Below are 14157 nucleotides of genomic sequence, written 5' to 3'. Positions count from 1 at the left end.
ATTTTTATGAATAAAAGGTACATTGGTGCAGCTATGATAGCTCCAGCACTAGTATTTTTCTTAATAGGAGGAGTTATACTTAAATATTTTGTTTTAGTTTTAGCACTATGTGGGCTTTATGAATTTTATAATGCTTGTAGAAAGTCCGAGTTAAAACCTATTTCCATTATAGGATATATAATAACTGTAGTATATTTTGTTACATTAGGTGAAAAATTTAATTTTGAAATGGTTTCATATATGTTAGTAATAGGTACTTTTATAACTATGTTTGTACCTGTGTTTAATACAGAATATAATTTTATAGATGTAGCAACTACAATGTTTGGAATTTTATATGTAACGATATTTTTTAGTTTATTGCCACTTATAAACATGTTAGAATATGGACAATATTTAATATGGTTAGTATTTATATCTTCTTGGGGATGTGATACTTTAGCATATTACACAGGAAGATTTTTAGGTAAACATAAATTGATACCTAAGGTTAGTCCTAAAAAAACGGTTGAAGGTGCAATCGGTGGACTATTTGGTAGTGTTTTAGGTTGTGTTATATATGGTTATGTAATAAAAAAATTTGGAGTGAATATATCACTTTATAATTATGCGATAATAGGAATTTTAGGAGGAATAGTAGGTCAGTTAGGCGATTTTGTAGCGTCATCTATAAAAAGACATGCGAAAATTAAAGATTATAGTAATCTTATACCTGGACATGGTGGAATATTAGATAGATTTGATAGCATACTTTTTGTATCAGTTGTAGTATATTATTATATAACAATTTTTATGGGGATGTAGAGTTTGAAATATAAAAAATTATTTTATTCTATTGTTTTACTTATACTATTCATAATTGGAACTATAATAATAACAAATTATATAAGACCTATTATGGTGACAACTGCTTTAATCTTAGTATCGCTACCGTTATACAAAATGTTAAGGAAAAGGGATACTTTTGGAGAAAAGGCAAGTGCTATTATTAGCATAGTTTTTATAAACTGCCTTTTCTTTCTTATTTTATTGTTTATAGGTACATTTTTATTTGATAAAGGTGTTTCTTTTGTAAATGATGAGTTAAATGGATTGTTATTATATATTAGTGAAATTTATAAAAAAATAACACCTTTTCAAAGTTTAAATGATATGGATGCTAAAAATAGAATTTTAAATGCTATGGAGAAATTTTTGAAAAGTGGAGTATTAAAAAAAGGTGCTATTCACACAACGGATGGATTGTTAACTTATTTTGTTGGAAATATAATAGCATATTTTGTTTTAGCTGATATAAAATCAGTAGCACTATTTATAATTGAATTAATAGGCAAAGAAAATTATATGAGAGTTAGGAAGAAGTTTTATGAAATGAGTAAATTGATAAAGATAATAATTTATTCAGCTTTTATAAATATGATTATTGTAATAATAGGGTTTAAAATACTATCTATAAAAAATTGTATATCTTTAGGTATTATTTGTGCAATATTAGATATAATTCCTTATATAGGAACTTTTATAGTGTTTGTTCCATTAACATTATATTATTTTTATATGAAAAATCATTTTATAGTTATAGGGTTATTAACATTATATGTTATATTATTTTTAACTACACAAATAATTCAAGGAAAATTTATGAGTTGTAAACTAAATATTCCTCCAATACCACTAATTCTTGCAATATATATTGGTACTAAAAATTTTGGTATAATTGGAATGATTACAGGAGTATTATATGTAATAACTTGTAATGAGTTTGTCTTTGAAAAGTCATATGATTTTGATAAAATTTATAATGCAAAATAGATTTATATTTGAAGAAATTATGGCATAATAGTATAATTTTAAAAAGGTAAGTTATAACAAAGGGCTATAAATTTAAATTATATAGTATAGCTAGAAGAAGGAGCGATTTTTTTGAAAAACATAAGTATATTAGGGGTTACGGGCTCTATAGGAACTCAGACGTTAGACGTTGTTAGGCAAGAAAATGAAGAGTTTAATGTAATAGGTATATCTGCAAATACCAGTTATAAAAAGGTTATAGATATAATAGATGAATTTAAACCTAAATATGTAGCCATGATGGATAAAGATAGTTATATTAAAGTAAAAGCATATTGTGAAGAACATGAATTAGACATATTAGTTTATGAAGGATTAGAGGGGTTAATAAAAATATCAACATTAGAAGAGATAGAAATGGTAGTTACATCAGTTGTTGGTATGATAGGGCTTATACCTACTATAAAAGCTATAAGAGCTAAAAAAGATATTGCGCTTGCAAATAAAGAAACCCTTGTAGTAGCAGGTGAAATTGTAATAAGAGAAGCTAAAGAAAATAATGTTAAAATATTACCAGTAGACTCAGAACATGGAGCTATATTTCAATGTTTACAAGGGAATGAAACTCAAAAAATAAACAAGATATTATTAACAGCATCAGGAGGGCCTTTTAGAGGGAAAAGTAGAGAAGAACTTACTACGATAAAAGCAGAACAGGCATTAAAACATCCTAAATGGAATATGGGGAAAAAAATATCTATAGATTCATCTACGTTGGTGAATAAAGGATTAGAGGTTATAGAAGCTCATTATTTATTTGGTGTTGATTATGAAGATATAGAGGTGGTAGTTCATCCACAAAGTATAGTTCATTCAATGGTAGAATATATAGATGGAAGTATTATAGCTCAGCTTGGAAGTACAGACATGAAATTACCAATACAATATGCAATGAACTATCCAGCAAGGAAGCCATCTGTTACTGAAAAATTAAATTTTTATACATTAGGACAATTAACTTTTGAAAAACCAGATATGGATACTTTTGGGTGTTTAAAACTTGCTTATGAAGCAGGAAAAAAAGGCGGTAACATGCCTGCAATAATGAATGGAGCTAATGAAGTTGCAGTAGAATTATTTCTAAATGGAAAAATTGGTTATTTACAAATAGAAGAAATTTTAAAAGAATGTATGGGAACATTAAAATTTATAAAAAATCCTACTTTAGAAGAAGTCATACTTACAGATAAAGAGGTTAGAAAATATGTTGAAAATAAATTTGGTATGTAGGGAGATAAATTAGTATGGGAGTGTTATTTGAAAATATAGGACATATACTTATGGCTATAATAGCCTTTGGAATTTTGGTTGTAGTGCATGAATTTGGACATTTTATACTTGCAAAAATAAATGATGTACGTGTAGATGAATTTTCAATAGGTATGGGACCTAAACTTTTTGGCATAAAAGGAAAAGAAACAGAATATAAAATATGTCTTCTACCTATAGGTGGTTATGTAAAAATGTATGGAGAAGATGATGAAGTAACTAGTGTAGACCCAAGAGCATATGCAAATAAAAATTCATGGCAAAAACTTTCAATAGTTTTAGCAGGACCAGTAATGAATATATTTTTAGCTATATTCTTATTTGGACTTGTTGGAAATATAGAAGGAATTCATGTTCCAACTGTAAGTGATACAATAAAAGATAGTCCAGCATATACTGCAGGTGTAGAAAAAGGAGATACTATAAAATTTGTAGATGACAAAAAAATAACTACTTGGAATGATTTTGCAACAGAAGTTATTTTAAGTGATGGTAAGGAACTAAAAGTCACTATTGAAAGAAATGGTGATTATAAAGATATAAACTTAACGCCAGCATTTTCAAAAGAAGAAAATCAGTTTTTAATAGGTATTTATCCAGAATTGAAAACTCCAACAATTGGTGAAGCTTTTAAATATGGTGTTGATCAAACAATAAGTCTTACAAAACAAACTTTTCAATTCTTCGGAAGATTATTTAAAGGAAAAGTATCAAGTGATGATTTTGGTGGTCCTATTTCGATAATTAGAATTTCAACTGCAGTAGCAAGGCAAGGGGTTGTAAACCTTATGTTGTTAGGAGCATACTTAAGTATTCAATTAGCTATATTTAACATAATACCATTTCCAGCATTAGATGGTGGTTGGACTTTAATATTAATATTGCAAATAATAACTCGAAGAGAGTTTAATAAAGAAGTTATTGCAAGAATAAATTATTATGGATATATGGCACTTATGGGGCTTATGATATTTATGCTTGTAAAGGATATTGTTAATCCTATTCAATTTTAGGAGTGATTAAGATGATAAGAAGAGAAACTAGAAAGATACAAATAGGAAATATAGAGATTGGTGGAGATGCTAAAATAGCAGTCCAATCTATGACTAATACAGATACAAGAGATGTTAAAGCAACTGTAGAACAAATATTAAGACTTGAAAAAGCAGGATGCGATATAGTTAGATGTGCAGTTCCGGATATAAAAGCAGCAGAAGCTATTAAAGAGATTGTAAAACATATTAATATACCTCTTGTAGCAGACATTCATTTTGATTATAAACTAGCAATTAAAGCTATGGAAAATGGTGTGTCCAAACTTAGAATTAACCCAGGAAATATAGGAAGCGAAGAAAGGGTTAGAGAAGTTGTAAAAGTTGCTAAAGAAAAGAAAATACCAATAAGAATTGGCGTTAATTCAGGATCTTTAGAAAAAGGTATTCTTGAAAAATATAAAAGACCTTGTGCAGAAGCTTTGGTGGAAAGTGCATTAGGACATGTAAAGATATTAGAAGATATGGATTTTCATGATATAGTTATATCGATTAAATCATCAGATGTAAGTGAAATGATACAAAGTTATAAATTGATGTCAGAAAAGGTTAACTATCCACTACATTTAGGTGTAACAGAGGCAGGGACTCCTTTTAAAGCTACTGTTAAATCAAGTGTTGGCATAGGTGCATTGTTATCTCAAGGTATAGGTGATACTTTAAGGGTATCTATTACTGGAGATGTTGAAGAAGAAGTTAAAGTTGGAAAAGAAATTTTGAAATCTTTGGGATATATTAAAGAAGGAATAAAATTTGTATCCTGTCCTACTTGTGGAAGAACAGAAATTGATCTTATAAAAATTGCTAATGAAGTAGAAGGATTACTTGCAGGAATTAATAAGAACATAAAGGTAGCAGTTATGGGATGCGTAGTAAATGGACCAGGAGAAGCAAGAGAAGCAGATATTGGTATAGCTGGTGGAAAAGGTTGTGGAATAATATTTAAAAAAGGTGAAATTATAAAAAAAGTAGATGAAAAAGATCTTGTTCCAGAGCTAATGAAGGAGATAGAAAAACTATAGGACTAGGAGGATAAAATATGAATAAAAGCCTAGTTGAACTTTTAAAAGATCATTTAGATGAACATAAGGATATTTCTGATTATGATATTAAGGTACTGAGGATTCAGTACCTTAAAAAAACGGAAAAACTAATAATATACTTAAGCGGTGACAGTGGTCTAAATGAAGATATAAAAGATAAGGTAGAATTAATACTATATAAGGCGTTAAAAGTATTTAAAAATATAGAGTATATATGGTATGTGGACATAAAGGCTGCAAATTTACAAGAAGTATGTACAATGTATTGGACAGATCTTATAAATGATGTTACAGTAAAAAATCCAACAGTGAGAACTGCTTTATTAAATTGCAAAAAAGAAATTGAGGACAATACTGTAAAAATAAAAATTTCTAATAAATTCATATGTGATATATTAAAAAATAAACATATGGAACAAACTATTAAGTCCACATTAAAAAGAGTATATGGTATAGATGGAAGTATAAAAATAATTAATGACAATATTGTGAAGGTGGATTACTTTAAAGAAAAAGAGAAAGAAAATGTAAATATAATACAAGAAGTAATGAAAAACACCAATGTAGAAAATAAAAATAACTCTATAGAAAATAGTAAACCAAAATCTTCAATGCAAAATAATAAAAATAATAATGGAAGTGCAAATTCTTACAGAAAACCACGATTTGATAACTCTAAAGATGCTAATGATGAAAATTTAATTATTGGGCGTCATGTTACAACAGAGCCAACACAAATTTGTGAATTAGATCAAACTTCTGGATTTGTTTCCATAATTGGTGACATATTCAAAGTTGAAATAATAGAAACAAAAACGGGGAGAATTATACCTACATTTTGTATTACAGATTATACTAGTTCTATAATGGTAAAATGTTTTCTCAAAAATCAAGAACTAGAAAAACTTCAGGAAAATTTGAAGGTAGGATTGCACTGTAAAGTTAGTGGAGAAGTTATATATGATACTTATGCAAGAGAAATAGTACTTATGGGTAAACATATGTATAAAATGGCTAAAACTGAAAGAAATGATATAAGTGAAGAGAAAAGAGTAGAGCTTCACGCACACACTAATATGAGTTCTATGGATGGATTAGTATCAGCATCAAAACTTATAAATACTGCTGTAAAATGGGGACATAAAGCTATTGCAATAACTGATCATGGTGTGGCACAAGCATTTCCAGAAGCTATGAATGCATCTAAAGGTAAAGATATAAAAGTTATATATGGTATGGAAGGTTACCTAGTTGATGATGGAATACCAATAGTGATAGCAGATGAAAATAGAAATCTTAATGACGATATTGTAGTATTTGATTTAGAAACTACAGGATTTTCCAGTGAAAATGATTCTATTATTGAAATTGGGGCAGTTAAAGTTAGAGATAATCAAATTGTGGATAAATTTAATGAATTTGTAAATCCTAATAAGTCTATTCCATATAAAATAACAGAGCTTACAGGAATAACAAATGATATGGTTAAAGATGCAGATCCTATAGAAAGTATATTACCTAAGTTTTTAGAGTTTGTTGGAGATTCTATGGTTGCAGCTCATAATGCTCCTTTTGATACATCTTTTATAAAATCTAATTGTAAAAAAATTAATATAGAATTTAAAAATTCAATAATGGATACTATTCCTTTAGCAAAATTTTTATTTCCAGATTTAAAAAGATATAAGTTAAACACAATATGTAAACATATAGGTATATCTTTAGAAAATCATCACAGAGCTGTTGATGATGCAAAAGCAACAGCAGAAATAGTATTACATTGTTTAGATATGTTAAAAGAAAAGGAAATATTTGATGTATATAAATTAAATAAAGAGTTTTTAGGAAATTTTGATATAAAAAAGGCTGTTACTTATCACATAATAATACTTGCAAAAAATCAAGTAGGTATAAAAAATTTATATAAAGTTATATCAAAGTCTAATTTAGAATATTTTCATAGAAGACCAAGAGTACCTAAAAGTCTTTTGGAACAATTTAGGGAAGGACTTATAATTGGTTCTGCTTGTGAGGCAGGTCAAATATACAAAGAGGTATTACAAGGAAAATCTTTTGAAGAGATGGAACAATTAGTGAATTTTTATGATTATTTAGAGATACAACCAATTGGTAATAATAAATTTTTGATTGCAAATGGAACAGTTAAAGATGATAATCAGCTAAGAGAAATAAATAGTAAAATTTATAAACTTGCAGAAAAATATAATAAATTAATTGTGGCTACAGGTGATGTGCATTTTTTACATCCTGATGATGAAGTTTTTAGAAGAATACTTATGGCAGGACAAGGATTCTCAGATGCAGATAACCAACCGCCGCTATATTTTAAAACTACTACGGAAATGTTAAAGGAATTCTCATATTTAGGTGAAGATAAAGCTAGAGAAGTAGTAATAGAAAATCCAAATAAAATAGCAGATATGGTTGAGGTGGTAAAACCAATTCCAGATGAAACATTTCCACCTAAAATTGAAGGTGCAGATGAAGATATTAGAAATATGACGATGGAAAATGTAAAGAGAATCTATGGAGATGACTTACCAGAAGTAATACAACAAAGATTAGACAAAGAGTTAAATTCTATAATTAATAATGGGTATGCAGTACTTTATCTTATAGCTCATAAATTAGTTGCAAAGTCAATATCAGATGGATATTTGGTAGGTTCTAGAGGATCAGTAGGATCTTCTTTTGTTGCAACCATGACAGATATAACAGAAGTTAATGGATTACCACCACATTATGTTTGTCCAAAGTGTAAAAATAGTGAGTTTTTTATGGATGGTTCAGTAGCTTCTGGGGTTGACTTGCCAGAAAAAAATTGTGAGAAATGTGGAACTCCGTATATTAGAGATGGACATGACATTCCTTTTGAAACTTTCTTAGGTTTTGAAGGAGATAAGGAGCCAGATATAGATCTTAATTTTTCCGGTGACAACCAAGGAGACATACATAAATATACTGAAGTACTTTTCGGAGAAGGGCATACTTTTAAAGCAGGAACTATAGGAACAATTGCAGAAAAAACTGCATATGGCTTTGTAAAAAAATATTTAGATGAAAAAGAGATTAATGTTCCATCAGCAGAGATAGATAGATTGACAATTGGGTGTACTGGAGTTAAAAGGACAAGTGGACAACATCCAGGGGGGATAATGGTAGTTCCAAGTGATAATGAAATATATAATTTTTGTCCTATACAACATCCAGCAGATGATCCTAACTCTGACATAATAACAACTCATTTTGATTATCATTCTATAAGTGGTAGATTGTTGAAATTAGATATACTAGGTCACGATGATCCTACTGTATTAAGAATGCTTCAGGATATAACAGGGCTTGATCCAAAAACAATACCACTTTCAGATCCTAAGGTTTTGAGTATATTTACATCACCAGAAGCTTTAGGGGTAACAGTAGAAGAATTGGGATGTGAAGTTGGAAGTTATGGAATTCCAGAGTTTGGTACTAAATTTGTAAGACAAATGCTATTAGATACTAAACCTAAAACTTTTTCAGATCTTGTAAGAATATCTGGATTATCACACGGAACAGATGTTTGGCTTAACAACGCTCAATATTATATTAAAGAAGGTTTCACTACATTAAAAGACTGTATATCAACAAGGGATGATATTATGGTTTATTTAATATATAAAGGGTTGCCACCTAAAATAGCTTTTAATATTATGGAAAAAGTAAGAAAAGGAAAGGGCCTTTCAGAAGAACATGAACAAATAATGAGAGATAATAATGTCCCAGATTGGTATATCGGATCTTGTAAAAAAATAAAATATATGTTTCCTAAAGGTCATGCTGCAGCATATGTTATGATGGCAGTTAGAATTGCGTATTATAAAGTTTATTATCCTAAAGCATATTATGCAACGTATTTTACTGTAAGGGCAGATGATTTTGATGGAGATGTTGTTATAAAAGGAGAGGAAGCTATAAAGGCAAAAATGGATGAAATAGCTGAACTTGGTAATAAGGTAGGACCAAAAGAAAAAGGTTTGATGACAATATTAGAATTGTCCTATGAAATGTACAAGAGAGGTATAAAATTTTTGCCAGTAGATATATATGTATCTCATGCAACAAAATTTTTAATAGAAGGTGAGTATATAAGAATACCACTTAGTGGACTGCAAGGTGTTGGTGTCAATGCTGCTAAAAGTATTATGGAAGCTAGAGAACAAGGAGAATTTCTTTCTAAACAAGATTTAAAAGAAAGAAGTGCTGTTTCTAAAACTGTTATAGAATCTTTAGATAACCATGGTTCATTAGAAAATTTACCAGAAACCAATCAATTAAGTTTATTTTAAAAGAAATTTTGATTATTTGTTATTAATTTTAGAAAAATAGAGCAAAATATGTGTAAGAGTATACCTATTTAAATTCCCTTGAAATAGATTGTTTTTTATGATATACTAACACTAAGGTTTAGTGATTTGAGATAATTGTACTTTTGGGAGAGTAGGTTATGCCTACTCTCTATTTATTGAAACGCAACACTTTAAGGTTGCGTTTTGTCATATAATAAAAAGTAAATTTAAAGGAATTCATTAGACAATAGAACATATCATATATTTATGCATTCTATAATAAAAAGTGGAGTTAGACAGTATAATTCCATAAGAGTTAAAAGGAGGTTAATGTATGGAAAACAGTATTTTAGTTGAAAAGCTTAACGGATTAGCACAGCCAATAGTTGAGAAAAATGGATGTGAAATGTATCATCTAGAATATGTAAAAGAAGCAGGCGAATATATATTTAGAGTTTATATAGATAGCGAAAAAGGAATATCGCTTTCAGAATGTGAAAAGGTTAGTAGAGAGTTAAGTGATGTTTTAGATATAGAGGACCCTATAGCAGATGAGTATACTTTAGAAGTTCAATCACCAGGAATATTTAGAACATTATTTACAGATAAACATATTGAAAAATACATAGGGCACGATGTTAAAGTTAACTTGAAAAAATTATTAAATGGTAAGAAAAAATATGAAGGTGTATTAAAGAAATTTGATACTTTAAATTTAGTAATAGAAATTTCAGGTGAAGAAATAGTTATTCCAAGAGAAAAAGTATCACAAGTTACTTTAAACCCATCGCTATAAGGAGGATAACTAAAAATGAATGAAGAATTTATAGATGCACTTAGAGAAATTGTAAATGAAAAGGGAATAAGTGAGGATTTATTATTTACGACAATAGAGGATGCGTTAGTTGCAGCATATAAGAAAAATTATGCAAACTCTTCTGTAAACGGACAAAATGTAAAAGTTACAATGGATAGAGAGTCAGGAGAAACTCACGTATATGCTCAAAAAGAAGTTGTAGAAGAAGTATATGATGAGACTTGTGAAATATCTTTAGAAGAAGCAAGAGAGCTAAGTCCAAGATATGCTATTGGAGATATAGCTGAGATGGAGGTTACTCCTAGAAGCTTTGGTAGAATCGCAGCTCAATCAGCTAAACAAGTTGTTATTCAAAGAATTAAAGAAGCAGAAAGAACTATTATATATAACGAATTCAAAGAAAAAGAATTTGATATAATTACAGGAACAATAATAAGAAAAGACAGAGGAAATGTATTTATAAACTTAGGAAAAATAGAAGCTATACTTGGACCTAACGAACAAATGCCAGGTGAAGAATATAACTTTAATGAAAAATTAAGTTTATATATAGTAGAAGTTAAAAATGGTACAAAGGGACCTCAAATAATAGTTTCTAGAACTCATCCAGGTTTAGTTAAAAGATTATTTGAAAGAGAAGTTCCAGAGATATACAATGGTATTGTAGAAATAAAAAGCATAGCAAGAGAAGCAGGCTCAAGAACTAAAATAGCAGTTTATTCAAATGACGACAATGTAGAAGCAATGGGTGCTTGTGTTGGACCAAAAGGAATAAGAGTACAAAATATTGTAAATGAGCTTAGAAATGAAAAAATTGATATAATAAAATATAGCAAATTACCTGAAGAAAATATAGCTAATGCTTTAAGTCCAGCTAAGATATTAGAAGTTAAGGTCGATGAAGAAACTAAGAGTGCAAAAGTTGTAGTTGATGATAATCAATTATCATTGGCTATAGGTAAAGAAGGTCAAAACGTAAGATTAGCAGCGAGACTTACAGGTTGGAAAATAGACATAAAAAGCAAATCACAAGCTTTAGAAATTATTGAAGAAAATGACGAAGAACTTTTAATAGTTGAAGAAATTCAAGAGTAGGTGATAATTATGAAGGTAAAAAAAGTACCTCAAAGAATGTGCACTGGTTGTATGGAAATGAAAGATAAAAAACAACTTATAAGAGTTGTAAGAAATAAAGAGGGAGAAATCTCTATAGATATGACAGGTAAAAAACCAGGCAGAGGAGCTTATATTTGCAAAAATATTGATTGCCTTGAAAAAGCTATAAAAGCCAAGAGATTAGAGAGAAATTTAGAAGTAAATATAGATGAAGAGGTTTTTATAAAGCTAAAGGAAGAGATAAATAATGAACAATAAGTTTTATCAATTTTTAGGTTTAACTAAAAAATCAAGAAACTTAATAGAAGGCTACAATAAGTGTGAAGAAGCAATAAAAAAAGAAAAGATTTATCTTATAATATTGTCAAAAGAATGCTCAGAGAATACTAAAAAGAAATTTAGAAAAATTTCAGAAGAAAAATCAGTACAACTAATAGAGGATGTCCCTAAGAATGAATTAGGCAAGCCACTAGGTAGAGAAGAGATAAATGTACTGTGTGTAAAAGATAATAATATGAGCAAAAAGCTTATAGAGTTATGGAATAATCACGAAAGCATATAAATTTGGAGGTGAAAGCTTTGGCGAAAACAAGAATATACGAATTAGCTAAAGAATTAGGTGTTTCAAGTAAAGAATTAATAACGGTTCTTTTTGAAGAATTTGGTGTTGAAGCAAAAAATCATATGAGTGTCATAGATGAGGAAGATGCTGAATTAATTAAGGAACTTTTTGCTGAAAATAAGTCAAAAGAAAACGACATAGTTGAAATTTATGAACATATAGAAAATGAAAGTGTTAATAAATTAAATAAGAAGAAAAACAAGAACAAAGGTAAAAATAGAGATGGTAGAGATGATGATTCAACAGAGAATGATTCAGTAGATGAAGTTATTGAAATTGAAGGCACTATAGTTGTTAAGGATTTAGCTGAAAAATTAAATAAATCTTCTGTTGAAGTAATTAAAGAACTAATGTTTTTAGGCGTAATGGCAAATATGAACCAAGAAATAGATTTTAACATAGCTGAAAAGGTAATAGAAAAGTTTGGTGCATTTGCTGTATTAAAAGAAGAAGAAGCTGGTAAATTAGGTGAAGAAATAGAAGTTGAAGATATTCAATCAGAAGATGAAGATATGAAAAAAAGACCACCAGTTGTTACAATAATGGGTCACGTTGACCATGGTAAAACATCACTTCTAGATGCTATAAAACATTCTAAAGTTACAGCTACAGAAGCTGGAGGAATTACTCAACACATAGGAGCTTATACTGTAGATGTAAATGGACAAAAGATAACATTCTTAGATACTCCAGGACATGAAGCCTTTACTGCTATGAGAGCAAGAGGAGCGCAAATAACAGATGTTGTTGTATTAGTAGTAGCAGCAGATGATGGAATAATGCCTCAAACAATTGAAGCTATAAATCATTGTAAAGCAGCAGAAGTACCTCTAATTATTGCTATAAATAAAATGGATAGACCAGCAGCAAACCCAGATAGAGTTAAACAAGAATTAACAGAACATGGATTAGTAGCAGAAGACTGGGGTGGAGATACTATTTGTGTACCTGTATCTGCGCACACTAGAGAAGGTTTGGACACATTATTAGAAATGATAGTTTTAACTTCTGAAATGTTAGAGTTAGAAGCAAATCCAGACAGAAGAGCAAAAGGTACAGTAATTGAAGCTAAACTTGACAAAGGTAGAGGTCCAGTAGCATCATTACTTGTTCAAAATGGAACATTAAATGTTGGTGATTCTATAATAGTTGGAACTACTTATGGTAGAATAAGAGCTATGATAGATGACAAAGGAAAGAAAATAAAATCAGCAGGACCATCTATACCAGTAGAGATTTTAGGATTATCTGAAGTTCCGGCAGCTGGAGATAGATTTAATGTAGTTAAAGATGAAAAAACTGCAAGAAATATGGCTGATAATAGAAAAGAAAAAATTAGACAAGAAAGTTTTACAGCTTCTAATAAGGTTTCAATGGAAAACTTATATAGTCAAATACAAGAAGGTAAAGTTAAAGAATTAAGCGTTATAGTTAAAGCTGATGTTCAAGGTTCAGTAGAAGCTATAAGACAATCTTTAGAAAAACTTTCAACAGACAATGTAAAAGTAAGAGTAATACATGGTGGAGTTGGAGCTATAACAGAAACAGATGTTACATTAGCAACAGCTTCAAATGCCATAATAATAGGATTTAATGTAAGACCAGATAACAATGCTATAGCTGCTGGGGAAAAAGAAAGTGTTGAAATAAAAACATATAGAATAATATATGATGCTATTGAAGACATAAAATCAGCTATGCTTGGAATGCTTGATCCAGAATATAAAGAAGTTATCCAAGGTAGAGCAGAAGTAAGACAGGTATACAAAATATCTAATATTGGTACTATAGCAGGATGTTATGTATTAAATGGTAAAATTACAAGAAACTCTAGTGTTAGAGTTATAAGAAATGGTGTAGTTATATTTGAATCTACTTTAGCTTCATTAAAAAGATTTAAAGATGATGTTAAAGAAGCAGCGTCAGGATTTGAATGCGGTTTAAGTGTAGAAAAATTCAATGACATTAAAGAAGAAGATATAGTAGAAGCATACATCATGGAAGAAATTAAACCAAAACAAATATAGTTTAAGGAGTG

Annotated in this window: 11 protein-coding genes; all 11 read left to right on the top strand. The window is 29.2% G+C overall.

What is annotated here, in order from left to right; all coding sequences use genetic code 11:
• Positions 1-6 precede the first annotated feature (6 nt).
• Positions 7-804: a phosphatidate cytidylyltransferase gene (locus KQI36_RS02560; protein WP_216449509.1), complete on the top strand. Its 798-nt coding sequence runs from the start codon at positions 7-9 to the stop codon at positions 802-804.
• 3 nt (positions 805-807) lie between these two features.
• Complete coding sequence (locus KQI36_RS02555; RefSeq protein ID WP_216449508.1) at positions 808-1812, top strand: AI-2E family transporter; 1005 nt, start codon at positions 808-810, stop codon at positions 1810-1812.
• Between the two features lie 111 nt (positions 1813-1923).
• Positions 1924-3081: a 1-deoxy-D-xylulose-5-phosphate reductoisomerase gene (locus tag KQI36_RS02550; protein ID WP_216449507.1), complete on the top strand. Its 1158-nt coding sequence runs from the start codon at positions 1924-1926 to the stop codon at positions 3079-3081.
• 14 nt (positions 3082-3095) lie between these two features.
• Complete coding sequence (gene rseP / locus KQI36_RS02545) at positions 3096-4133, top strand: RIP metalloprotease RseP (protein ID WP_216449506.1); 1038 nt, start codon at positions 3096-3098, stop codon at positions 4131-4133.
• An 11-nt stretch (positions 4134-4144) separates the two neighbouring features.
• Positions 4145-5194, top strand: coding sequence for a flavodoxin-dependent (E)-4-hydroxy-3-methylbut-2-enyl-diphosphate synthase (gene ispG, locus KQI36_RS02540; RefSeq protein WP_216449505.1), 1050 nt, complete (start codon positions 4145-4147; stop codon positions 5192-5194).
• A 17-nt stretch (positions 5195-5211) separates the two neighbouring features.
• A complete protein-coding gene (locus KQI36_RS02535) occupies positions 5212-9564 on the top strand; it encodes a PolC-type DNA polymerase III (RefSeq protein WP_216449504.1) in 4353 nt (1450 codons plus the stop codon).
• 334 nt (positions 9565-9898) lie between these two features.
• The gene (gene rimP, locus KQI36_RS02530; protein ID WP_010292743.1) at positions 9899-10360 is read left to right on the top strand and encodes a ribosome maturation factor RimP; all 462 of its coding nucleotides are present in this window, start codon (positions 9899-9901) and stop codon (positions 10358-10360) included.
• 15 nt (positions 10361-10375) lie between these two features.
• A complete protein-coding gene (gene nusA / locus KQI36_RS02525; protein WP_010292741.1) occupies positions 10376-11476 on the top strand; it encodes a transcription termination factor NusA in 1101 nt (366 codons plus the stop codon).
• A gap of 9 nt (positions 11477-11485) precedes the next feature.
• A complete protein-coding gene (gene rnpM, locus KQI36_RS02520; RefSeq protein ID WP_216449503.1) occupies positions 11486-11755 on the top strand; it encodes an RNase P modulator RnpM in 270 nt (89 codons plus the stop codon).
• A complete protein-coding gene (locus KQI36_RS02515; RefSeq protein ID WP_216449502.1) occupies positions 11745-12059 on the top strand; it encodes a ribosomal L7Ae/L30e/S12e/Gadd45 family protein in 315 nt (104 codons plus the stop codon). Before rnpM ends, KQI36_RS02515 begins: the two co-directional genes overlap by 11 nt.
• Before the next feature lie 17 nt (positions 12060-12076).
• Positions 12077-14146 (top strand): translation initiation factor IF-2, encoded by a 2070-nt coding sequence (infB, locus tag KQI36_RS02510; protein WP_010292737.1) that lies wholly within the window; start codon positions 12077-12079, stop codon positions 14144-14146.
• The last annotated feature ends 11 nt before the right edge of the window (positions 14147-14157 follow it).

This window comes from Clostridium senegalense (assembly GCF_018916625.1).
Classification (GTDB): Bacteria; Bacillota; Clostridia; order Clostridiales; family Clostridiaceae; genus Clostridium_J; species Clostridium_J senegalense.
This window is presented reverse-complemented; position numbering and strand designations above follow the sequence as displayed.

Excerpts from the sequence above, each read along its gene's own strand:
- nusA (WP_010292741.1), top strand. The coding sequence starts at position 10,376 with ATGAATGAAGAATTTATAGATGCACTTAGAGAAATTGTAAATGAAAAG.
- KQI36_RS02560 (WP_216449509.1), top strand. The coding sequence starts at position 7 with ATGAATAAAAGGTACATTGGTGCAGCTATGATAGCTCCAGCACTAGTA.
- rimP (WP_010292743.1), top strand. The coding sequence starts at position 9,899 with ATGGAAAACAGTATTTTAGTTGAAAAGCTTAACGGATTAGCACAGCCA.
- rseP (WP_216449506.1), top strand. The coding sequence starts at position 3,096 with ATGGGAGTGTTATTTGAAAATATAGGACATATACTTATGGCTATAATA.
- KQI36_RS02535 (WP_216449504.1), top strand. The coding sequence starts at position 5,212 with ATGAATAAAAGCCTAGTTGAACTTTTAAAAGATCATTTAGATGAACAT.
- rnpM (WP_216449503.1), top strand. The coding sequence starts at position 11,486 with ATGAAGGTAAAAAAAGTACCTCAAAGAATGTGCACTGGTTGTATGGAA.
- KQI36_RS02515 (WP_216449502.1), top strand. The coding sequence starts at position 11,745 with ATGAACAATAAGTTTTATCAATTTTTAGGTTTAACTAAAAAATCAAGA.
- ispG (WP_216449505.1), top strand. The coding sequence starts at position 4,145 with ATGATAAGAAGAGAAACTAGAAAGATACAAATAGGAAATATAGAGATT.